The organism is Paenibacillus antarcticus (assembly GCF_001637225.1).
In the GTDB taxonomy this organism is placed as follows: Bacteria; Bacillota; Bacilli; order Paenibacillales; family Paenibacillaceae; genus Paenibacillus_AQ; species Paenibacillus_AQ antarcticus.
On the sequence record NZ_LVJI01000014.1, the window covers coordinates 127874 to 151947 of the forward strand.

Here is a 24074-nt window from a genome sequence, read left to right on the forward strand (position 1 = left end):
ATCTACTCTCTCCCTTGTGATCTATCTCATTGAAATAACTTTATTTATTTTAACATCTCCATGGTTTTAGTGAAATCCCTTTATCTTTGCAAAAAAAATAAAACCGAAGAATATCCTTCGATTTTATTAGACAAAGACAACACCAATGTTTCAAGACCCTACGCTAATACAGACTCATGGTCAGGCATCAATATTTCAAACACAGAACCATGTTGAAGTATTGTAACACCACGTGATTTATCTTTCATAACCACAACTTCTGGTTTCTGTGACATACGCTCCAAATAAAACTCAGGTACTTCGCCAGAATGGCTGACTGTAATGCCATCCACTTCTTTTTCTTCATGCTCTTCAAAAACGGTTTCCACAACATTCTCAAAAATATCGGAGAACGCTTCAAAATTATTCGTGTATACTGATATGCACTTCATCTGACATCCCATCCCATCTCTAATGTTCATAATCCTATATTATCTTTATCTTTCCTGATTTGGGTCATCTTCATACGTTTTTTGCCTTCACGACATACATCAAGAAGCGGACAAATTGGGCACTGTGGATTCTGAGCCTTACAATGATAGCGGCCAAAAAAAATAAATCGATGATGAGTATCCGTCCATTCGTCTCGCGGAACTTGTTTCATCAGCTTTTTTTCCACTTCAAGTACGGAATCATCCCATCCTGCCAATCCTAGACGTTTGGAGACCCGTTCCACATGTGTGTCAACCGCAATGGCAGGTACGCCAAAAGCATTAGACACGACCACATTTGCTGTCTTACGTCCCACGCCTGGTAGTAAAACCAATTGTTCATGTGTTTTAGGAACATCACCATCAAATTGTTCTATCACCATTTTGCATAAATTATGAATATGCTTGGCCTTATTTCGATAAAGTCCAATTCGACGAATATCCTGCTCCAACTCTTCAAGTGGAACCTCGATATAATCTTGAGGTGATGTGTACTTTTGAAACAAATCTTTAGTGACCTTATTTACCATCTCATCTGTACATTGAGCAGAGAGAAGTACCGCAATCGTCAATTCAAAGGCGTTACTATGGACAAGCTCACAATGCGCCTCAGGAAACATAACACGCATTGTATCCAGAATATGGCGTACCGTTACAGACTTCATGATGAATTCCTCCTGCAAAAAAAACGTCTTGATACAGGAACTACCTCCCGTATCAAGACGGTGTATTTCATGACTATTCCCAAAACAGATTACGGTTTGCGTACTTCCACAATCACATCATTGTTTAAATACAGTACAATATTATCATTTTCTTTAAGAGATTGCACGAGTAATGTCGTGTCACCTTGGTGAATATATGCATTTGGTGCCAATACATAACGATTATTCTCTGTTGTATATTGTCGTTTTACAAAAAATTCTCTTGTAGAACTTTCATACTTCCAGAAATCACGGGTCACTAAATTTAGAACTTTAATGATCGTCGTTCCATCCACATCTTTACGAATTTCAACACGATCAGTAGCAACTAGACTACTTAAATTTGTGTTGACGCTTCCCGCACGTAGAATTTTAAGAGAACCGTTAATTTTAAAGACTTCTGTGCTACCATTATAATCTTTAACGGTGACACTCGAAGTTGCCGTATCTACAGTAAGTACTTGACCTACCAGTAGTTTGATGTTTTGGACGGTTGTTGCTGTGTTACCACTTAGCGTAATATTCAAAACCTGACCCATTTGTAAATCAGAAATTTTCAAGGATTGTCCGCTATCGCCAATAATAACTGCTTTGTCTAAATAAAGTTGATTCGTGCTTCCTTCTGACTTCACAATAATTCGATTGGCTGCCGTATCAACAGATACAAGCTCAAATTGGATAACCGATTTCATTAGGATGCTTTGTACAGTATCTTGATTATTCGATAATACTAGTGCTACGGAACTTCCGACTTTTACATCTGAGATACTAGCATTACCCTTACCATACATCTCAATTGTAGGATTCAAATAAGGCACAGTAATACTTTGATCACCAGACCCTTGAAGCGTTATCTTACGAGCAACGGTATCTATTGCAGTAATCGTTCCATCATATTTATAAACAACTTCTAATGATAAAGCTCGATTTCCGATATAACTAACATTAATTCTCCGGTTACTTGTTAACAGTGCTTCCATACCCGTTAATGTTGGTGTACTCGAATTATAGATTAACTTCGTCTTGTCGTCTAAAGTAAATACAAATGGCTTCTTATTGGCATCAAGAACGGTCAACAACTTTGTCTTTGCATCATACGATACAACCGTAGCAGATGGTTTTTGTTCCATTTGTCTATTTAGTACAACAATCTTCGTAACTAATTCATTTGCGTCCAACGTCAACTCTACTTGATCACCAGCCGATTTATCCCCTATTAGGTCAGACAATAGTGGTTTATCGATCCCTTTGATGACGATCTCAGGTTTATCGGATAGAAGTTTCACTTCCAATGAACCGCCATCTCTCTTATAGGTAAGCGTGGTACCATTTGTTCCGACTTCATATATCGAACCACGAAGTGTCCGTTCAACAGCCTGAGTAACTTCAATAGACTGAATGATATTATTCTGAATTGTATATTTAATGGCAGAGCCATTTCTCAATTCTGCAGGGTTCATAATTTCGTTCTGATAACGAATGATCAACCCATCATCCCATTTGTAGCTTTCCGTCGTACCCAGTGCATTCTTAATAGTAACCGTCTTGGTATTCGTCTCTACGGTTTCTAATGTTCCTGTACCATTCTTATTCACAACACCTGTCTTCACTTGAACCATCACTAGACTCTTATTGGCAGTGAAATTCTCACGTTTAATAACAATCTGGCTACCCGCAGTTAAATCTTTCGGCTCAATCTTATTTCCATTTATATCTTGGAAAAGCGTGTTGTTATCATAAGTATATGAAGCAAATGCTGTATTATTAGAAACCCCTATTGAATTCCCCGGGAACAAACGTTCAAAGGTTGTCTCAATATTCTCTAATTGTTCTTTTGGATCCGTTACCTCTACGTAAACGGCCTTACCACTATTCTCAATAACCATAACCTTAGCGTATAATTTCACATCGGTTAAAGGAATCTTCGTTTCGGAATCACTAGTATAATATGAAGTTGTATTATTTAATGAATAACTACGTACACTACCGTTAACAAACAAACTAATAGATTTGTCACTTACTGCTGTAACAATACCTTCATTAGCATTTGCATATTGCGTATCCATTAAAGCTTCTCCACGACTAAAGAACGTCGCTAGTTGTCCACGTGTCACAGATCCTAGCGGATCAAATCGGTTACCGTCTACACCTTTAGTTAATCCCATCTCGATCGCAGCATTAACAAATCCGAGCTTAGAAGCAGAGATTTTACTGTTATCCGCGAATGTTGTAGCTTTATTCGCAGAAGAGGCTGCATCAGCTTCCTTGCCAATAGCACGAACTAACAATTCAGCAATCCATTCCCGATTGGCTTTCTTCTCGCCCCATGCTGTTTTCGATTTAGCATCATCTGTAACGAGTTTTGTATCCAACAATTTCTTCTGGAAGGCTAAAGTCACATAAGGTTTAAAATAGTTGCCCACCGTAAAATTAGTAGGCCAAGTAACCACCGGACCTGAGTTCATTTGGTCCTGGATATTCATGAAACGAATAGCCATTGTTATCGCTTCCTGTTGTGTTACACCATCATTAGGTCTAAACAAACCTTTATCACCCAAGAGAATGCCTTGAGCAGCTAATTTATAGATGTGTTTTTCTGCAAAGAATCCACTCTTCACATCACTGAATACGCTACTTGTCGTCACCACTTGGTTAGTGACAGTAGACGTCGTCTCAGCAGCAAATGCTGCGGTTCCTGAGCTTAAGGCCACCATACTTACAAGTAGGGCTGATACTACTTTTTTGGAATTAATAGAATGATGACTACGTTTGGACTGCATTTGGTTACCCCTCTCTACTTAGCACAAATCATAAATCCTTGATATAAACAGTTTATTCGACATAAAAGCGCTATTTCCTGCTTTTCTTATTTCTTCGTCATTGGGTGCTCTAAATCGGCGTGTCCCATCAGACTTTCAACTTGTTGGCCATCTACGAGAAGTTCAATAGACTTTACTTCATCGAATTGAAACAACGTGTTTTGAAGAGATTCTAGTGCGAACATTTCCCCACCCGAACCAAGACGCGCTTCGTCTGGAAGGTGAATATCCATCGTAATGGCACCATCCTTCATATCAAGTGATTTCAACTCTACTTTTCCCCATAAAGGAATGAGTTCATCATTGTTGCTACTTTGAAGAGCTTTGAATGCTGCCTTATACTTTTGTAAATCATCTTCAAATGTAATTTCTAGTTTAGATTGTTTCAATTCCATCTCTTGTGGATCCGTATAATAGACAGAGATTGTTTCTTTCTTGGATGATACTTGTTCCACTTTACCCTTGTCTTTATCAACGTCTTCAGCACCTTCGGCACCTTTATCGCCTGCATTTGTAGCAGGAACTTCCTTTTCAGGTACAGTAACGACCTCTGTTGGAGCTTCGTTTGTGCTGTTGCTAGCTCCAGCCTGCGGTTTATCCCCACATCCAGTTCCAATTACTACAACTAACGCAAGTAGCCCAGTACACCACCATTTTTTATTCATATTGTTGTTCCTCCTAAAATTATTGAAGCGTGACTTCTACTTATACCCCATTAAATGTATTTCGAAAGCACAAGCAGAAGTTTTGTAGCATTACTTCTTGTTAGTTCAAGCCAAGATATTCCTTAATTCCGTCCACGATACCTTGAGCAACACGATTTTGCAAGCTTTCTGTGAACAAGCCTGCTTCATCTTGCTTATTACTAAGATATCCCGCTTCTAGTAGGACAGCAGCCATATTCGTCTCGCGAATAACATGGAAGTTTCCGTAACGAACCCCGCGATCCTTAAATCCTGTTGCTCTCACTAAATATTTATGCATGACATTGGCTAATGCTTTACTACGGTCATTCTTGTAGTACGTTTCAGTACCCGTTGCTGCTGACGAACCTGAGCTGTTAGCATGGATAGATATAAATACATCCGCTTTTAAATCATTAGCTATCTTAACGCGTTCTTTAAGTTCTAAGAAGATATCATTACTACGTGTCAAAACTCCGTCTATTTTAGGTTCTTTTTTCAACAATTGATCCACTTTTAGAGCAACTGCCAAATTGAAAGCCTTCTCCTTTTTACCAGTGACACCAATAGCTCCAGGATCTTGATTACCATGACCAGCATCAATAACTGCTATTTTTTTGCCGTTACCTCCGACAGATGTTCCTGGATTAGAAGTATCGGACGTATTTAATGCTACAAAAAGTAAGCTGCCCTCAGCATAAACCGTATAATTCTTAGCATAATTCAAATCCATCACAATTCTCACTGTTGATGGCGAATTGTTATATAGAGAGTAACGTACTTGATCTAAATCTGGGTAACCAACGACATGAAAACTACCTTGCAAATTGCTATCTAGTTGTTGGCTCGTTCCAAATGTTTCGGAGAACTTCGCATAGGGTATATCAATTACAATACGATTCGGTGAGGTCATTACTGACACCTTAGGCTCTATGCTACCCGTTGTAGAAATCATGAGACGATTATCGCTATAGCTCAAACTATTAATGAGTGCTAATTCAGGCGTAGGTTCTGGTTTCGTTTCTGGTTTACCACTCCCCGTATCCGAGGAAATCAAATATACTTTTTTGGATGCATTATCCCAGTTGACCTGAAGACCTAGTTGCTCACTTACGAAACGAATAGGCACTAATACAGTGTCTGTCTTTAATGCCGGCCCGATAGGAAGTGTAACTTTACTTCCATTCACATAGCCACTCTTGTTGTTAACAACAAGATGAATAACTGTCGAATCATTATTAATAGTGACCGACTGATTATTTTTATCCCATGCAACTTTAAACCCTAGGTTTTCCACGACTACACGAACGGGAATCATAACATTATTCTGAATCGTTTCAATTTTGGCATTCGTTGCTAAGACAAGTTCCGTACCGTCCAAATATATATTTGAATGCCCTGAGGCAGCTTGTCCTTTACCTGGAAACACCATAACGAAGATGATAATCATCATCAAGAAGCTAAATTTCTTCATCATTCACCCTACCATCCTTATTGATTTTGTCGTATAAAATTGAGTTAGTCCTAGATTCACTTCCTTTCGATGGACAACTATTAGACGCAATTTTTCGCTAAAGGTTGCGAATATATTCCTTTTAATGAAAAAAAGCCCCCCCACTTTATAACTAGAAGGAACCTGCGTATTTACGAATAAAACCTTCACTCCCAATTATCGGAAATGAAGGTTTTGTGTCAAATAACATATAATCATCTACAAATTATGAATCCTATCGAACCATCGGATGCTCTAAATCAGCATGTCCCATTAAACTCTCAACAACTGCACCATCCACAAGCAGTTCGATACTTTTCACTTCTTCAAATTGAAATAACGTGTTCTTTAAAGCATCTAATGCGAACTGCTCGCCACCAGCTCCTAATCTTGCTTCATCAGGCATATGAATATCCAAAGTTACTTTTCCACTATTAAATGATACAGTCTTAAGCGTAATCTTACTCCATAACGAGATAAGTTCAGGATTACCATCCACTTGCAAAGCTTTGAAGGCAGATTGATACTTCTCAGTGGCATTCACGAAATGAATCTCTTGCTCTGATTTTTGAAGTACCGTGGCATCTGGATTCGTATAATACACCAGAATCTTTTCATTTTGCGCTTTCGTCTTATCTTCATTAGTAGCAGTTTCCGCTTTGACATCCTCTTTCACTAATGCAGGTTCAGATACCTCTTTGTTGTCGGATGTAAGCCCCTTTGCAGGTGTAACCTTCTCTGTAGTTGTAACTTTATCCTTTACTAATGTTTCAGTATCATTCGTAGTACTAGCCGTATTCTCAAGCACTTTGGTGCCCGCGTCACTTAGAGGTTTCTGCCCACATCCCATTCCAATAAGCATCAATAGAGATAGTACTATTGAACATCCTAGCTTTTTATTCACGACATCACATCCTTTTCAAGAAATCCTCTTTATTTAACACCTAAATATTCTTTAATTCCATCTACAACTGCTTGTGCCACTTTATTCTGAACATCATCAGATAACATTACTTTTTCATCCGAGCTATTACTGAGAAATCCAATTTCCAAAAGAACAGCAGGCATTTTAGTCTCTCTAATAACATGTAGACTATTATTCTTAACACCACGGTCTATTAAACCCGTAGCTTTAATTAAATACTTATGAATGACGTTTGCTAGATCTTTGCTGCTGCTTCTTTGGTAATAGTAGGTTTCTGTTCCATTCGGCTTAGAAGATGGATTACTATTACCGTGAATCGATACAAATACATCCGCATTTATTCGATTAGCCAACTGAGCCCGTTCAGACAGCGTAGGATATGTGTCGCTATCACGAGTCATTACAACATCTATATTGGGTTCCTTAAGTAACAAGGATTGTACTTTCAGAGAAATCGCCAAATTAGTATCCTTCTCATATTTCTTACTAATACTTAATGCACCTGGATCTGAACCTCCATGTCCTGGATCAATAACAACAATCTTATGTCCCGAAGGGATCACTGGAACAGGTATAGGAAGCGGAAGCGTACTACTATCTTCCGAAACATTCAAATCGATAATTAGCATCTTAGAATCCGGGTCTTGACTTAGCTGATATGCATTAGCAGTATTCAGAGCAATGACAATTCGAACTTTGTATGGATCACGAGTAAACAACGAATATCTCACTTCCGACACATTTGGATACCCACTGAGATCCAACTTCCCTTTCAATCCAGTATCCAAAGGTTGCATGGTTCCAAAAGAATCTGCAAATGTCGTATTCGGTAAATCAATGACAATCCGATCAGGATTCGTTAATCGTGAAATTTCTGGTGTTATTACACCATCTAAAGATACAAGTAATTGGTTATTAACAAAACTGAGTCCATTCAGACGATTCAAAGCATTAGTCTGAGCATTTCCATCTATACCAGGAACTGATGTAGGTGGGGTAGGAACATTTGGTGTTGGCGTCACCACACCTGTATCAATGCCTGCTTGTCCATCATTTATTGACTCTTTATTACTACTCGTTAGATAAACTGTCTTATCTAGGTTATCCCAACTAACCAAAAGTCCCATTTGTTCACTCACGAACCGAATTGGAACAAACACCGTTTCGTTCTTCACTTGCGGTGCAGTATTCAATACGACTTGTTTGCCATCAACAGTCGCTGCTTGTTGATTGACCGTTAACGTAATAACCTTGGTATCTTGTTGAATTATGACACCTTGTGATTTCTGATTCCAGTCTACCTTGAACTTGAGGTTCTCAACAACGACACGAATAGGGATCATTACGTTATCATTTATGACCTGAACCTGAATTCCAGCAGGCATAGTTATTTCCTTGCCATCAAGAATAATCTTCGACTGAACAGCAGCAGCACTCCCATCGCTCGGATACACGATAAAAAAGAATGCACATAAAATTAATAAAAGACTAAATTTCTTCATTATTCACCCCAGTTGTAATTATTTCTCGAAAGAAGAACATCTCTTCAACCCAATTTTCTCATTAAGAACATTATTCTACCTTTAGGTAGCCAAATCCTGCTCAACCTACAATATATTTAGAGGAAAACACTATTTTTTTGATATTTCCTGCACTGTAGTCGTTTGGTGTCATTGCATGAATAAAAAAAGCCTCCATTCCCTTGATGGGAATAGAGGCTTAGTAAATTACTAATTGTAAACTACTTAGCTACTTACTAGACAAGAGCAAGACTAACACGCTTTTGCTCATAAGCCGTAATGTCTGCTTCATGTTGTAGTGTAAGACCGATATCATCTAGACCTTGTAGAAGGAACTGGCGACGATGCTCATCAATGTTGAAGTCAATGTGTAAACCATACTCATCCGTTAGAGTCTGGTTCTCAAGATCAACGTTCAACTGATAACCATCATGTGCAGCTGTACGTTGGAATAAATCTTCTACTTGCTCTTCTGACAATTTAATAGGCAAGATACTATTCTTGAAACAGTTATTATAGAAGATATCTGCAAAAGAAGGTGCAATGACACATTTAAATCCATAGTCTAAAATCGCCCATGGGGCATGCTCACGTGATGACCCACAACCAAAGTTGGCTCTCGATACAAGGACTGACGCACCGTTGTATCTCGGCTTATTCAATTCAAAACTATCAATGTCGTTACCTTCTTGATCAAAACGCCATTCATAAAATAGAAATTGACCAAACCCCGTACGTTCTATTCTTTTCAAAAATTGTTTAGGAATGATAGCGTCTGTATCTACGTTAACACGATCTACTGGTCCTACAATCCCAGTTAATTTAGTGAATGCTTCCATTTGATTAGCTCCTCTCTTTTTGATTTCTTAGTTAACAGCTTCGGTCTTGAAATTCCAGTCACGCACATCCACGAAACGTCCTTTGATAGCTGCAGCTGCTGCCATAGCAGGAGATACTAGATGCGTACGTCCACCACGACCTTGGCGTCCTTCAAAGTTACGGTTCGAAGTAGAAGCACAACGTTGTCCTGGTTCAAGAACATCCGGATTCATCGCAAGACACATACTACATCCCGCATCACGCCATTCAAATCCCGCTTCTGTGAAGATTTTGTCTAATCCTTCTTCTTCGGCTTGAATTTTCACTCGTCCAGATCCCGGTACAACGATAGCTGTGACTTTATCCGATACTTTATGCCCTTTCGCTACTTGCGAAGCTGCACGTAAGTCTTCAATTCGGCCATTCGTACAAGAACCGATAAACACATAATCAATCTCAATTTCAGTAATTGGTGTACCCGGTGTAAGACCCATATATTCCAGCGCTTTCTCAGCAGCTTTACGTTCATTTTCTGTTGGCAATTCTGCAGGTACAGGAACTTTAGATGTAATATCTGTTCCCATCCCAGGACTTGTTCCCCAGGTCACCTGTGGAATCAATGAATCCACATCGAATTCCAATACGAGGTCAAATGCAGCACCTTCATCTGTAAGCAATAGCTTCCATCCTTCAACAGCTTTATCGTAAGCTGCATCTTGAGGTACATGTTGGCGTCCACGTAGATATTCAAATGTCGTCTCATCTGGAGCGATCAAACCTGCTCTAGCGCCACCTTCAATAGACATGTTGCAGACCGTCATACGCTCTTCCATCGTCAACGACTTGATGGATTCACCAGTGTATTCAATAACATACCCCGTTGCGAAATCAGTACCATACTTAGCGATAACACCTAGAATCATATCTTTAGCAGTAACGCCTGCTTTACGGTTACCTACAAAACGGATTTCCATCGTCTTCGCTTTGGATTGTTGCAAACATTGCGTAGCAAGAACGTGTTCCACTTCACTTGTACCAATTCCGAAGGCCAAAGCCCCGAAAGCACCATGAGTAGAAGTATGGCTATCGCCACATACGATTATTTTACCAGGGTGCGTAAGTCCAAGCTCAGGACCCATAACGTGAACTACCCCTTGATCAATAGAATCAAGATCATATAATGTTACGCCGAAATCACGACAGTTCTGTGAGAGCGTATCGATTTGTTGCTTGGAGATAGGATCCTTAATGTTAAAACGATCCTTTGTTGGTACGTTATGATCCATCGTAGCGAAAGTTAACTCAGGACGACGTACTTGACGTCCACTAAGACGAAGACCTTCAAATGCCTGCGGAGATGTCACTTCATGGACAAGGTGCAAATCGATATAAAGAATACTCGGCTTGCCCTCTTCCTGATGAATGACGTGATTTTCCCAAATTTTCTCGAACATTGTCTTTTTACTCATCATATTCACCCCATCTTAAAATTCGAACTTTGGAAGAAATACTACGGTGCCGTATTTCTTGAATAAAATCATGATAACATCGATCTCTTAATTGTTCCAAGATATAATATCTATAAATGCTATAGGTTTCAACTATAAGGTGTTAGAATGAAATTAGAGAAACGGGTACAATACTTATATATTTATAGTATATGAAACGATAAGACTTTGTCCCTACTAACTTCAAAGGATGATTATTTAATGGAACTAAGACAATTACAATATGCGTTACAAATCGCTGCTGAGCGTAATTTCTCAAGAGCCGCAGAGAAGTTACATATCGCCCAACCATCTCTCAGTCAGCAATTAGCCAAGCTTGAGAAAGAAATTGGTGTGCTTCTTTTCCAACGAAATACGAGCAGTGTTGAACTCACACATGCAGGTGCAGCGTTCATGGAACAAGCACAGAAAATCATAGACGCTGTAGAGTTATTACGTCAGGAAATGTCCGACATATCACAACTTCGGGGAGGAAAGGTTGTCGTGGGGAGCATGCCAATTACAGGTTCTCATTTGCTACCTTATGTACTTCCAACTTTCAAACTCACTTTTCCAGATATAGAAATCACCCTGCTTGAGGATTCTTCTATGAATCTGGAGAAACTGACGGCTCTTGGAAAAACAGATTTAAGTCTACTCTCTCTCCCACTTGTGGAACCTTCTCTAGCCTATGAGATCATCGGGAAAGAATTAATTGATCTAGCTGTACCTCCTAATCACCCATTAGCTAAAAGAGCAACCGCTAGCGATACGCCTGTAGCGGTTCAATTAGAGGAGTTAAAAGGTGAGCCTTTTATCGTGCTAAAGAGAGGACAAGGATTTCGTAAAATGACCTTTGAGCTCTGCCAACACGCTGGGTTTGAACCTCAAGTCGTATTCGAAAGTAGCAATATGGAGACGATCCAATCTCTTGTTGCCGCTGGTATGGGTGTGACACTCGTCCCGCGATATATTGCTCGTGCACCCCGATCCGAGTTCGTTCCTGTGTACTTACCTTTAGCTGAACCTGTCCCCTTCCGAACACTTGTTGTTGCATATCGAAAAGGACGTTATCTTTCTAAGGCAGCTGAAGCTTTTATAGAAACATTCAAGAAATCGATGGCAGGCATATAAGCAACCTAATTTGTCCCCAGATTAGGTTGCTCACTTCTTCTTCCTATTTATATAGGTCAGGTCGACGATCTTGAAAGATTGGAATACGGCTTCTCACTTCGTCTACAAGTGACAACGAGATTTCACCAGTCACGATTTCTTCGCCTTCTCCACCTTCAGCAACAATCTCACCCCATGGATCAATAATCATGGAATGACCGAAGAATGAAGCTTCACCGTTATCCCCAACTGTGTTACAAGCAACTACATACATCTGATTCTCAATAGCACGTGCCATCAGCAGTGTACGCCAATGATGCAAGCGGGGATGCGGCCATTCAGCTGGAACAAACAGTATCTTAGCGCCATTTAATGCAAGACTACGTGCCATTTCCGGAAAACGTATATCATAACAAATAGACACCCCAGCTTTAAAGTCATCATTCACGGGAAAAGTAACTAACTCTTGACCTGGAGCTAAATACTTCTCTTCATTCATCAAGCAGAACAAATGGATCTTCGAATATTTAGCGATCTCGTCTCCTTGACGGTCGAACACATACATAGAATTCGTAACCTGATCTCCATTTGCTTCAGCAATCGATCCGCCTACAATGAAGATATGATGTTCCTTGGCAAAAGAGCTCAACCAACCCTTACTATGCTCACCGCGCTCATCAGCAATATCTTGAATTTGTTCCAAGGCGTACCCTGTATTCCACATCTCAGGTAACATAAGAAGATCAGGTTTGGGCGTCTGTCCCACGGCCTTCTCAATTAAAGAGCGGATATGTAACACATTCGCTTCAGGATCTCCTAATTGAATAGGTGTTTGAATTAATGCTATGCATAATTTGTCTTTGTTCATTAGATTTGTCATGATCCTCGCCTCTATTCAAATTGATATATATCATCTTATCTTGTTGAACCATTCCCATGCAACACTTCCATATGTTAATTCAACCTATACAGCTCGGTTAAATGATGATAAATTAAATTTACTATATTTTTAAGAGAGTAGTGTGATTAAGGATGACAAGTCACCCAAACAACCAGAATACCGTTTCAGCCTTTCACATCGAACCGGCCGATGTTATCAAGGGGCTACCTAGCCAATTTTTTGCTAATTTAGTTCAGAAAGTCAATCGTGAAATTGCCGAAGGCCATGATGTTATTAATCTAGGACAAGGTAATCCAGATACACCAACACCAGAGCATATCGTGAAAGAGTTACAAAGTGCAGCAACAAATCCGCTTTATCATAAGTACCCTCCTTTTACAGGCTATTCTTTTCTAAAAGAATCTATTGCGAAACGGTATCTCGATGATTACGGTGTTGTTCTTGATCCTGAGACTGAAGTCGCTATTCTATTCGGGGGTAAAACAGGACTTGTAGAATTACCTCAGGTCGTTCTTAATCCAGGCGATCTCTGCCTTGTACCAGACCCAGGATATCCAGATTACTGGTCGGGTGTAGCACTGGCACGTGCTGAAATGTCCTTCATGCCTCTTCTCAAAGAGAATAAATTCTTACCTGATTACAATCAGATTAGTGAAGATGATAAAGCTCGTGCTAAGCTCATGTTCCTAAATTATCCTAACAACCCAACCTCCGCAACGGCTCCATTATCCTTCTATGAAGAAACCGTAGAATTCGCTACAAAGAATAAGATTATCGTCGCTAGTGATTTCGCTTATGGCGCTATCGGATTCGACGGTAAGCAACCTGTTAGTTTCCTTCAAGCACCAGGCGCTAAAGAAGTTGGAATCGAGTTATATACCCTTTCCAAAACGTATAATATGGCTGGATGGCGTGTAGGATTTGCTCTTGGTAATGCGGAAGTGATCTCACACATTAATTCGCTTCAAGATCATATGTATGTCAGTCTATTCGGAGGTATCCAAGCTGCTGCTGCCGTCGCACTAACTTCGTCTCAGGATTGTGTTCATGAATTAGTAGCTCGATATGAATCTAGACGAAATGCACTTCACACGGCATTAGATGAAATCGGTTGGCACACAGATCGACCGAGTGGATCATTCTTTAGTTGGTTACCTGTTCCTGAGGGGCATACGTCAGTCTCTTTCTCAGATCTTCTTCTTAAAGAAGCTAAAGTAGCTGTTGCGCCAGGTGTAGGATTCGGTAGCTGTGGAGAAGGTTATGTACGTATCGGCTTACTTAGCTCCGAGGCTAGACTTCAAGAAGCAGCCGCACGAATCGGGAAACTTGGTATCTTCTCTTAATCTTTGCAAAGGGTTCATTTACATGGTATCCTATTTGAAAATAAACCTATCTTTATATATGAAAACGTGTTGACGGGACCATTAAGTAAGGCTGTGCACGCTTATAGAGAGTAAATTCCTTGGCTGAGAGAGTTTACCGTGAATCCTTATTGAACCTACCCCTGAGCGGCCTGCACCATCATGCGGGACAGTACCTTCTGTTACAAGGTTATTAAGTTGGATGATCTACTCATCAATAAAGGTGGTACCGCGGAAGCTATAACTTTCGTCCTTTGCTCGTCAAGGATGAAGGTTTTTTTGTATTTATTGTTGTAAAATTGATATTGAATGAGGAAGTGATTATTGTGTCGTCCCGTATCGTCGTCAAAATCGGAAGTAGCTCCCTTACCTCTGTCGAAGGAGCATTGAACCGAGAAGCCATCATATTTTTCGCTAGAGAAATGGCAGGCTTGAAAGCGGCAGGTCACGAAGTTCTATTAGTCACATCAGGTGCGGTTGCAGCAGGCTTCCGAGAGATTGGTTATAATGCTCGCCCTCGATTACTACATGAGAAACAAGCTGCGGCGGCGGTAGGTCAGGCACTGCTTATGCAAGCCTATCAACAAGCCTTCTCTGCCCATGGCATTGTCACAGCTCAAATACTACTTACACGAACGGATTTCTGCAGCCGCAAACGAATGAATAATGCTGGAATGACCATTGAGGAGTTATTAAAGCAAGGTGTCATCCCTATTGTTAATGAAAATGATACCGTGTCTGTGGATGAGCTTAAATTTGGTGATAATGACACCTTATCCGCCCTAGTTGCCAATCTAATGAAAGCACGCCACCTCTTGATCCTCACGGATATGGACGGTCTTTATAGTGGTGATCCTCGGAAGCATCCAGATGCTGTTCGTTACAGTCATGTGAGCGAAATAACGGAGGAAATTTACGCTATTGCAGGTGGTGCTGGTTCCTCCCTCGGGACAGGTGGTATGCGTTCCAAAATAGATGCTGCCAAGATAGCAACACGAGGCGGTGTCCCTGTCTTCATAGGTAAGGTTACTACGCATGGAGATCTTCAAAACGCTGTAGACGGCCAAGGTCGTGGAACTTATTTCGATACTAAACTCTCTTCCCTATCTATGAAAAAACAATGGCTCGGCTTCATGTCAACACCACTTGGTTCGATTATTGTAGATGCAGGTGCAGAAAATGCTTTAATCCACGGCGGTCACAGTCTACTTCCTGTAGGTGTTAAACAAGTAGAAGGTCATTTCCATGCAGGTGATGTTGTGGAAGTACTAAATGCAGAAGCTGTAGTCATCGGACGCGGCGTCATTAATTATGATGATGATCAATTACGCCTAGTCTGTGGCATGTCCAGTTCAGAGGTATATCAGAAGATTGAAAGTATTCATCGGTTAGAGGTTATTCATCGGGACGAGTGGATTACATTGAAGTAGAGGCTCATTTCGGAACGGCTACGGTGACGGATTGTTCTTCCGATCGCTGTTGCCACCAATTTTTTTGAATATATCGCTGTTAGCGAAATAATTCGGGAACAAGATTATGCTTCCGAAGTAGCTTTCCTACGGAAAGCTTTTAGGCGAACGCTACGCTTCTCCAGAACAATTCCGTCACCTTCGCAAGGTTTTACGCATGATCCATTTTAATGCGAGTGTTATTAGAGAAAAAACAATGAAGTAACATATGAAACATAAATTTATACTTAAAGATGCGAATTTTTTGCGAAGGCAATCTGATGTTAATGCTAACAAAATCTCATGCTTCCGAAGTCCTTTTTTCGAAGCAGTTCGACGAAGTTATCCTCAAAAACTATTAGGAGGTTATCCCAATGAACCAAAGTGAAGTAAGAGAAAAAGCAACCCTTGCCAAAGCTGCTGCTACTGTACTGAATCGCTTGGATACTCAGCAGAAGAATGAAGCGTTACAACTGATGGCTCAAGCGCTAAGACAGGAACAAGAACTTATTTTAACTGCGAATCTTGAAGATCTTGAACGTGGACGTCAGCAAGGTACAGCCCCTTCTCTACTCGACCGATTGGCATTAAATCCGGAACGCATCAACGCTATGGCTGAAGGCTTAGAGCAGATTATTGATCTTCCAGATCCTATTGGTGACGTACTAGAAGCGTTAGATCGTCCTAACGGTCTTACGATCGATAAAGTACGTGTTCCACTTGGCGTAATCGGTATCATATATGAAGCTCGTCCGAACGTCACTGTCGATGCTGCTGGTCTTTGTCTTAAGACGGGTAACGCGGTTGTATTACGCGGTGGATCTTCCGCTATCTCTTCCAACCGTCAAATTATTGAAGTGTTGCATCGTGCTCTTGCTCTATCAGCTATCCCTGTCGATGCGCTACAAATTATCGAAGATCCGAATCGTGCATCTGTTGATGAAATGTTGAAGCTCAAAGGATTACTAGACGTTGTGATTCCACGTGGTGGCAGATCGCTCATCCAAAATGTTGTCGAGAACGCCACTGTCCCTGTCATCGAAACCGGCGCTGGTGTATGTCATACGTATATAGATGCTTCGGCTGAGCCTGTTATGGCATCAAATATTAGCTTAAATGCAAAAGTACAACGTCCATCTGTCTGTAATTCGATGGAGACTCTTATTGTTCATACTGATTTCGCTGGACTCCATCTTGCATCTCTAGCAGAACAATACAAAGAATCCAATGTAGAAATACGCGGATGTGAGGCTACACTCGCAATCATCCCTTGGGCTACACTGGCTACCGAAGAAGACTACTCTACGGAATATAATGATTACATTATGAATGTTGTCATAGTCAACAACATCCAAGAAGCACTTGAACATATCGCGCGACATGGAACGCAACACTCTGAATGTATCGTTACGGAAGACAAAGATCAGGCTGCATTCTTCATCCAAGAGGTTGATGCTGCTGCTGTGTATCATAATGCTTCCACTCGATTCACGGACGGATTCGAATTCGGATTTGGTGCAGAGATTGGAATTAGTACACAAAAGTTACACGCTCGGGGCCCAATGGGACTCCCTTCTCTTACTTCTACGAAATATAGAATCTACGGTAACGGACAAATTCGTCGATAATTCCGACATGGAGGATTGAATCATGGGACAAATGAGTCAACAACAGTACGCAATTCAGAATAATATTACTTTTTATGGTGCAGGATCGATGGCAGAAGCTATCGTACGCGGTCTTATTGCAAGATCCATTATTCTGCCTTCCAATATTATGATGCTTAATCGTAGTAATACTACACGACTTGAAGAATTACAGAAATCATATCAAGTTAAGACCAGCAATGATGAATCCGCCAAGATTGGTATCCTGCAGAATTCTTCGGTTATCGTCCTAGCAATGAAGCCCAAAGATGCTGCTGCGACTCTCCGACAAATAGGGCCCTTACTTACAGAAGATCAGTTGATTGTATCTGTTATCGCAGGTCTATCGATCAGCACCATGCAGCGCCTATTAGGTCGCAATCAACCTATCGCTCGTACGATGCCGAATACTTCTAGTTCAATTGGCCTTGGTGCTTCTGGAATTTCATTCTCAACTGAAGTGACTGAAGATCAACAACGTATAGTTACCACTTTATTTGAAGCTGTTGGTACGATTACAATTATAGAAGAGCAAAATATGGACTTATTGACTGGTATTTCGGGCAGTGGACCGGCCTATATCTACTACATGATGGAAGCCATGATCGCTGCAGGCGTTCGCGGTGGTCTAACCCCAGAACAATGTACAGAATTGACGGTTCAGACCGTACTTGGTGCTGCTCGAATGGTACAACAAACGGGAGAAGCACCTAGCGCTCTGAGAGCGAAAGTCACTTCTCCTAACGGATCTACCCAAGCCGCAATTAGCGTACTAGACGAAGGTGATTTTTTCGAAGATGTTATTGCTGCTGTCAATCGTTGCAGTGAACGATCACGTGAAATGGGCGCGGCTCTTGAGGAGGAAATTTAAATGAGTTATTGCACAGCTACGTATAGATTACATGATCCGAAAGCGGATTTTCATAAAAAGGCAGAATCAATCGCTGTTGGATTAACGGTAGGAAGTTGGACCGAACTACCTCAAGCGAAACGCGCCGCCATGCAAAAGCATTTAGGCCAAGTCTTACATGTCGATGTACATGAAGATTTATCAGACGCAGAACGTTATGCAGATATCACTATTGCTTACCCTGATGTGAATTTCAGTCGTGACATTCCAGCACTTCTTGTCACTGTATTTGGTAAAATATCAATGGATGGTCGAATCAAATTAATTAAGTTGGGTTTCTCAGAGTCATTTCTATCAGCTTTCCCCGGTCCTAAATTTGGCATTGAGGGCATCCGCCAACAACTTGATGTATACAATCGCCCACTCCTCATGAGTATCTTCAAATCCGTCATCGGACTTAATCTAGATGAACTTCGTGAGCAATTTACCCTTCAAGCTTTGGGTGGTGTTGATCTCATTAAAGATGACGAAATTTTGTTCGAAAATGAACTAACACCTATTGAGAAACGTGTTGAGATCTGTGCTAGAGCAGCGGAAGAAGCAAGTAAAGAAACAGGCAAAAAACTTCTGTATGCTACGAACTTAACTGGACGTACGTCCAATCTGAAACAACAAGCGCTCAGAGCTATTGATGCTGGGGCAAATGCCTTACTATTCAATGTCCTTTCTTATGGCTATGATGTCCTACATGAACTAAGTAGTGATCCAGAGATTACCGTTCCCATTGCAGCACATCCTGCATTGGCAGGGGCAATGTATCCCTCACCACACTATGGTATTTCAGCGTCTGTACTCCTTGGACAGTTGATGCGCCTTGCTGGTGCGGATCTGGTACTTTTCCCTTCTCCATACGGATCTGTGACGATGCCACGGGATGAGAATCTAGCAATCCAAGATGAATTAATAAGTTCAGATTTAAATATCAAGACAAGTATGCCTGTTCCTTCTGCTGGGATTCATCCGGGGCTTGTACCGGTAATCCTTCAAGATTTCGGCATGGATGTCGTAGTCAATGCAGGTGGAGGTATTCACGGACATCCAATGGGTACAGTTGCTGGCGGGCGTGCATTCTTACAAGCCATTGATGCAGCTACACAGAGCATCCCTTTAGCTGACTATGCACAATCTTTTCCTGAACTTCAAACAGCTTTAAACATCTGGGGAGGAAAATAATGATATCACCTAAGAAAACAGTCATCTTTTGCGATTTCGACGGGACCATCACAATTACAGATAATATTGTTGCGATTATGAATCAATTCAAGCCTACTGGTTATGAGGCGATTGTCGAAGATACGATTAAACAACGGTTAACGCTGAAAGTAGGTGTAGGCGCTATGTTCGCTCTCATGCCTTCTAGCCAAAAAGAAGAACTCACTTCTTTTGTACTTACTCACGCTGGAATACGCGAAGGTTTTCAAGACTTTCTTCACTATCTTGAAGTTGAGAATATTGAATTCAATGTCACAAGTGGTGGTATGGATTTCTTCATCCATCCTTTGCTTGCGCCATTCGGCATTCCTGAGGACCATATTTATTGCAATGGCGCTGACTTTACAGGTGAACAAATTGAAATTACTTGGCCTAATCCATGTCTTCCTCCTTGTGAAAGTGGATGCGGTATGTGTAAAACAACGGTGATGCGAAAGTTTCCAGAGGAATCTTATTTCCGAATCCTTATTGGGGATAGCCTAACCGATTTCGAAGGTGCCAAAATTGCTGATCTTGTCTATTCCCGCTCCCATCTCACTACGAAATGTGAAGAGCTTGGTGTAGATCATGTTCCTTATGAGACTTTTCATGATATTTTGAAAGATATGCAACTGAAACAAGAACAAGGAGTGCTGAAATCATGAGCTTTGACAATATCACCTTAGAAGAAAAACAACAGGCGCTCGATGACCTACGAAAAGTAAAAACCCTATTTGCTGAGCGTAATTGGTTCCCTGGAACAAGCGGGAATCTATCGATTAGAGTTGGGGAATTTCAAGAGGATGATTTTCATTTCGCGGTAACAGCAAGCGGTAAAGATAAATCTGTGAATACACCTCAGGACTTTTTATTCGTGGATCAGAACGGTCAAGCATGTGAAACAACGACACTTAAACCCAGTGCAGAAACACTGATCCATTGTGAAATATACCGATTGACTGGATGCGGTGCGGTGTTCCACGTCCATACCGTATACAACAACCTGATTAGCGAATGGCTTGGTCAGACTGGGGTTGTTAAAGCTCAAGGTATTGAACTGATTAAGGCTTTCAACATCTGGGAAGAGAATGCTGAGATTGCTATTCCCGTTCTCGCCAATTATGCACACATTCCTAGTATTGCAGCAGAAATTCCAGGTGTACTTAATCCTGAAATACCAGGAATATTGTTACAGAATCATGGTATATGTGCATGGGGTAAGAATGCCTTTGAAGCTAAGAGACACCTAGAGGCATTTGAATTTATTTTTGAATATTTGTATCGTGGTTTACTGCTTAATAACGTTCCTAAGAGATAGTTCTCCTTTGGGTAAATACATGTGAACCCATAGTGTTGTCGTAAGTCTATTACGGTGAAGAACTGTCGTTAAGCGCGCTGTTAGATTGTATCTACGTGTATACTATCCTATATCGTCACACATAAAAAACAATCCCAGTCCTATTATTAGGATTGGGATTGTTTTTCAAATTGAATATTTCTTAAGTTGTTCGTACCAACTGACGAATTAGAGCTGGAAGCCATTCATTTAATGATGTGAAGGGGAATCCTGCTTCAACTGCCTTAGCATTACTACTGAAGAACGACTGTTCCACACCATAAGGTGAGTGATTTGAATCCTCCGTATGTTGATCTATAATGGCTGTCTTTCCCACTTCTTGTTCCATTAACGCGATCATCTCTGCTAATGATATCTCACCTGTAGCACAGGCATTTAGAGGTCCAGTAAGCGATTGATCCTTCAACCAGCATAGTAATGATGCCGCTTCATCCGAAGCGATGAAGTTAATCTTTGCATCTAAAGAAGGAATACGTATCGGTGTCCCATTCTTAATTCGATCGATGTGAAATTCAAGACGTCTAGTATAATCATCTTCGCCTACGACAAAAGTAAATCGAACACTACACACAGGGAATGTGGCATGTTGGGCAAATACGGCTTCAGCTAGTCTTTTCCCCATACCATAGTCGAAATCTGAGCGCGTTCCCATCTGTATAGGATACGTACTTGGATCGATTTCTGTTTCTATGTGTTCATTTGGATTGGATTCATATATGGAGATGCTGGATGTATTAATATATCTCTTCACCTTACCTGCAAATACTTCACAGGCATTCCATGCATCTTGTGGAGAATAACAGATGTTATCGTATATGACATCCCACTCTAAACCTTCAGTAGCTTGTAATAAGGAGTCATACTTTTCTCGATCTACGACAAGACGTTGTACTCGATCTCCAAAAGAGTCCGAAGTAATCCCTCTAGTAGCGATCGTTACCTCTACCTCATCTTCTAAGAGGAGCTCCACTAATCTCTTTCCGAAGAATCGTGTACCACCTAACACCAATGCTGTTGTCATGAAATTCCTCCCACATCTATATCGAATACATTAACGACGAGCTCGAGCCTGATCCGATTTCTTATTTAATTTCTTATTCCCAAGCGCAAGTTTCAGTCCACCACCGATAAAGAGTAATGAAACTATAAAGGTCTGGATATACATACGGAATCGATAGTCAATACGGAATTCAGGGAACCTTGCATCTACTATAGGAATAATGAATTGCGTACCTAAATAATACAAGCCAAGTAATAATAATGCTATACCTAACAACCCACGATGATTGTCAATTCCTTCAACAAGCGGTCTATCAATAAGAGGTTCTTTGCCATAACGAGATGCCTGCTGTAGTCCATCAAAGAAACTATAGAACCAAATCACAGGAATGAGAAACATGAACAATGAAAGTCTGAGGATATCTAGTATATAGATAGATCCCAAGAACAATACCATCAGTTGTAACCCTCTCTTTTGCAATCCAAGATACATATGTCCTGCACCAGGAAAGGCAGACAACAATGTCACTAATGTTTTACTACGTTTACCATCTTCTCGTCCTTCTTCAAATTCCTCAAATAATGTGCGATCGACTAGCGGCTCCCCTGCCTGCTTCCTATTCATCTGTTGTACCGTATCAAACATACAATATAACCAAATTATCGGGAGCACACCGAGGAACAACATGAATACTGATGAACTTGTAATCCCTGTAACGAACATCATGATCGTCAACAACCCGAAGAATGCGATTAGAAAAGATAAACCACGCTGCATCAAACCTAATTGAAAATGTCCTAATCCGGGAATAAATGATAGTAAAATTGTATAAAAGCGCTCACTATGCTCGCTTTTCGAAACGGATGGTTCACTTATTAAGTGTCCTTGTTCATCAACTGCATGACCGAGTTCATTTCTCATTTGTGTTGCGATCTGCGGTAAGGATGGTCTTCTTAGTAAAAATATTATTAAATCAAGCATGCTAATACACCAGAAGAATAGTCCACTGACCGCTCCAACACCTATAAATCCATCCTCATTACTAGCAATAAACAATAATAAACTGACACCCATACATCCAAAGAACATTAAGGGATATAGAAATCCTCTCGTTTTTCTTCCCAAGAAATAATGCCCTAATCCAGGGATCATATTTAATATAAAAGCATAAAATCCATTTCGTTCATTTTGCACATAGATCCATCCTCTCAATTCAGTTATCGTTTCAATTGGTCAAGCCAAGTCACTGTAATATTCATCATCTTTTCACTGTAAGGCATCGTTTGTTTCGGTTCTTTAGCTATAAAAGTTAAATCCCCAGTACCTAATTTATCAAACAGCCCTGTAGACAAGAACAACAAGGTTAGGCATGCAGCCACCGTATAATGGAAAATGGGATGCTCGAACCACCGTCGACGTCGTTGCTCCATGTTGCTCTCTTCCTTCTCGTAGAGATGAACCGGTATGCTATTCATAACGTCATCCGTAAATTGTATCGAATCCATCATATCCGGCATACTTAGTTCCACGGAAGATAGAAGTTGGATATGTATATCCATCGCTTCAGCATCTTCAAGTAGTAGCATTTCCCAAGACTGCTCTTGTTCCATCGTACAGCCACCATTGATATATAGTTGTCCTAGTCTCCGCTTATCTTCCACGCTTAAATGTTTCATTTCCAATCTTCCTCCTTCCATTTCTTCCGAATCCACTCTCTTGCCCGATACAATTTAGATTCTACCGTCTTCGGTTTAACATCTAATTCTTGGGCGATTTGTTCGTAGTTCTTCTCCTCTAAGTAAAAAGCCGTAAGTACAACCCGATGGTTATCAGGAATCGTCTGTAACTTCCGCTTAAAGCGTTCTTTCTTCTCTTTGCGAATCGTACGGTTTAAGGGATCTTCCTCATCTGAAGGAATCAATTCCATATCAAACACAGGGTATTGCTTATCTTCGCCTCGCCGTGTTTTCTTTCGCTTCAGATCAATAGCCTTATTCATTGCAATACGCGTAATCCACGATTTAAACCCTTGGGATCGATATTGAGAAAGAGACTTATAGATCTGGATAAAGGTCTCTTGGGCAACATCTTCTGCATCTTTAACATCGCGCAATACGGAGTATGTCGTATGGAATATATGTTTACTATATTGATCTACAATGAATCGAAATGCTGTCTCGTCCCCTTGAAGAATATCTTCTATGATTTTATCCTCGTCAATAGTTCTC

At 40.7% G+C, this 24074-nt stretch carries 22 protein-coding genes; 8 read left to right on the top strand and 14 right to left on the bottom strand.

The window, feature by feature from the left end:
• Positions 1–158: 158 nt before the first annotated feature.
• The 9 genes from PBAT_RS09160 to leuC all read right to left on the bottom strand — a co-directional run bounded on the left by PBAT_RS09160 (position 159) and on the right by leuC (position 10901).
• Positions 159–431 carry an NAD/NADP transhydrogenase alpha subunit gene (locus PBAT_RS09160; protein WP_068649066.1) on the bottom strand — a complete coding sequence of 91 codons (273 nt, stop codon included), beginning with the start codon at positions 429–431 and terminating at the stop codon, positions 159–161.
• 26 nt (positions 432–457) lie between these two features.
• The gene (gene nth, locus PBAT_RS09165; protein WP_068648755.1) at positions 458–1135 is read right to left on the bottom strand and encodes an endonuclease III; all 678 of its coding nucleotides are present in this window, start codon (positions 1133–1135) and stop codon (positions 458–460) included.
• A gap of 89 nt (positions 1136–1224) precedes the next feature.
• Positions 1225–3954 carry an S-layer homology domain-containing protein gene (locus PBAT_RS09170; protein ID WP_068648757.1) on the bottom strand — a complete coding sequence of 910 codons (2730 nt, stop codon included), beginning with the start codon at positions 3952–3954 and terminating at the stop codon, positions 1225–1227.
• Between the two features lie 86 nt (positions 3955–4040).
• Complete coding sequence (locus PBAT_RS09175) at positions 4041–4658, bottom strand: GerMN domain-containing protein (protein WP_068648759.1); 618 nt, start codon at positions 4656–4658, stop codon at positions 4041–4043.
• 100 nt (positions 4659–4758) lie between these two features.
• Positions 4759–6150 carry an N-acetylmuramoyl-L-alanine amidase family protein gene (locus PBAT_RS09180; RefSeq protein WP_068649068.1) on the bottom strand — a complete coding sequence of 464 codons (1392 nt, stop codon included), beginning with the start codon at positions 6148–6150 and terminating at the stop codon, positions 4759–4761.
• 253 nt (positions 6151–6403) lie between these two features.
• Entirely contained in the window at positions 6404–7072 is a 669-nt protein-coding gene (locus PBAT_RS09185; protein ID WP_068648762.1) for a GerMN domain-containing protein, read from the bottom strand.
• A gap of 29 nt (positions 7073–7101) precedes the next feature.
• Complete coding sequence (locus PBAT_RS09190; RefSeq protein WP_068648764.1) at positions 7102–8595, bottom strand: N-acetylmuramoyl-L-alanine amidase family protein; 1494 nt, start codon at positions 8593–8595, stop codon at positions 7102–7104.
• Positions 8596–8849: 254 nt separating this feature from the next.
• Positions 8850–9452, bottom strand: coding sequence for a 3-isopropylmalate dehydratase small subunit (gene leuD, locus PBAT_RS09195; protein ID WP_068648766.1), 603 nt, complete (start codon positions 9450–9452; stop codon positions 8850–8852).
• A gap of 27 nt (positions 9453–9479) precedes the next feature.
• The gene (gene leuC, locus PBAT_RS09200; protein WP_068648768.1) at positions 9480–10901 is read right to left on the bottom strand and encodes a 3-isopropylmalate dehydratase large subunit; all 1422 of its coding nucleotides are present in this window, start codon (positions 10899–10901) and stop codon (positions 9480–9482) included.
• Positions 10902–11141: 240 nt separating this feature from the next.
• On the opposite strand from leuC, the gene PBAT_RS09205 reads away from it, so the two are divergent.
• Complete coding sequence (locus tag PBAT_RS09205; RefSeq protein ID WP_068648770.1) at positions 11142–12053, top strand: LysR family transcriptional regulator; 912 nt, start codon at positions 11142–11144, stop codon at positions 12051–12053.
• Positions 12054–12096: 43 nt separating this feature from the next.
• On the opposite strand, the gene PBAT_RS09210 is transcribed toward PBAT_RS09205, so the two are convergent.
• Positions 12097–12900, bottom strand: coding sequence for a carbon-nitrogen family hydrolase (locus tag PBAT_RS09210; protein ID WP_248912423.1), 804 nt, complete (start codon positions 12898–12900; stop codon positions 12097–12099).
• Positions 12901–13064: 164 nt separating this feature from the next.
• Between PBAT_RS09210 and PBAT_RS09215 the strand changes: the two genes are divergently transcribed.
• From PBAT_RS09215 to mtnB, 7 genes are all read left to right on the top strand, one after another.
• Complete coding sequence (locus PBAT_RS09215) at positions 13065–14276, top strand: pyridoxal phosphate-dependent aminotransferase (RefSeq protein WP_068648774.1); 1212 nt, start codon at positions 13065–13067, stop codon at positions 14274–14276.
• A gap of 344 nt (positions 14277–14620) precedes the next feature.
• On the top strand, positions 14621–15724 hold the full coding sequence (gene proB / locus PBAT_RS09220; protein WP_068649070.1) for a glutamate 5-kinase: 1104 nt from the start codon (positions 14621–14623) through the stop codon (positions 15722–15724).
• A gap of 392 nt (positions 15725–16116) precedes the next feature.
• A complete protein-coding gene (locus PBAT_RS09225; RefSeq protein ID WP_068648776.1) occupies positions 16117–17370 on the top strand; it encodes a glutamate-5-semialdehyde dehydrogenase in 1254 nt (417 codons plus the stop codon).
• 22 nt (positions 17371–17392) lie between these two features.
• Positions 17393–18259 (top strand): pyrroline-5-carboxylate reductase, encoded by an 867-nt coding sequence (gene proC / locus PBAT_RS09230; RefSeq protein ID WP_068648778.1) that lies wholly within the window; start codon positions 17393–17395, stop codon positions 18257–18259.
• On the top strand, positions 18260–19471 hold the full coding sequence (locus tag PBAT_RS09235; protein ID WP_068648780.1) for a 2,3-diketo-5-methylthiopentyl-1-phosphate enolase: 1212 nt from the start codon (positions 18260–18262) through the stop codon (positions 19469–19471).
• On the top strand, positions 19471–20154 hold the full coding sequence (locus PBAT_RS09240; RefSeq protein WP_068648782.1) for a 2-hydroxy-3-keto-5-methylthiopentenyl-1-phosphate phosphatase: 684 nt from the start codon (positions 19471–19473) through the stop codon (positions 20152–20154). The genes PBAT_RS09235 and PBAT_RS09240 overlap by 1 nt, the downstream gene beginning before the upstream one ends.
• Complete coding sequence (gene mtnB / locus PBAT_RS09245) at positions 20151–20807, top strand: methylthioribulose 1-phosphate dehydratase (RefSeq protein ID WP_068648784.1); 657 nt, start codon at positions 20151–20153, stop codon at positions 20805–20807. Before PBAT_RS09240 ends, mtnB begins: the two co-directional genes overlap by 4 nt.
• Before the next feature lie 181 nt (positions 20808–20988).
• On the opposite strand, the gene PBAT_RS09250 is transcribed toward mtnB, so the two are convergent.
• Genes PBAT_RS09250 through PBAT_RS09265 form a run of 4 tightly spaced genes read right to left on the bottom strand, consistent with a single transcriptional unit; the run spans position 20989 to position 24067 of the window.
• Positions 20989–21867 (bottom strand): NAD-dependent epimerase/dehydratase family protein, encoded by an 879-nt coding sequence (locus PBAT_RS09250; protein WP_068648787.1) that lies wholly within the window; start codon positions 21865–21867, stop codon positions 20989–20991.
• A 30-nt stretch (positions 21868–21897) separates the two neighbouring features.
• The gene (locus PBAT_RS09255; protein WP_068648789.1) at positions 21898–23040 is read right to left on the bottom strand and encodes a hypothetical protein; all 1143 of its coding nucleotides are present in this window, start codon (positions 23038–23040) and stop codon (positions 21898–21900) included.
• A gap of 23 nt (positions 23041–23063) precedes the next feature.
• Positions 23064–23522 (bottom strand): hypothetical protein, encoded by a 459-nt coding sequence (locus PBAT_RS09260; protein ID WP_068648791.1) that lies wholly within the window; start codon positions 23520–23522, stop codon positions 23064–23066.
• Positions 23519–24067: an RNA polymerase sigma factor gene (locus PBAT_RS09265; RefSeq protein WP_312036699.1), complete on the bottom strand. Its 549-nt coding sequence runs from the start codon at positions 24065–24067 to the stop codon at positions 23519–23521. The genes PBAT_RS09260 and PBAT_RS09265 overlap by 4 nt, the downstream gene beginning before the upstream one ends.
• Positions 24068–24074 lie beyond the last annotated feature (7 nt).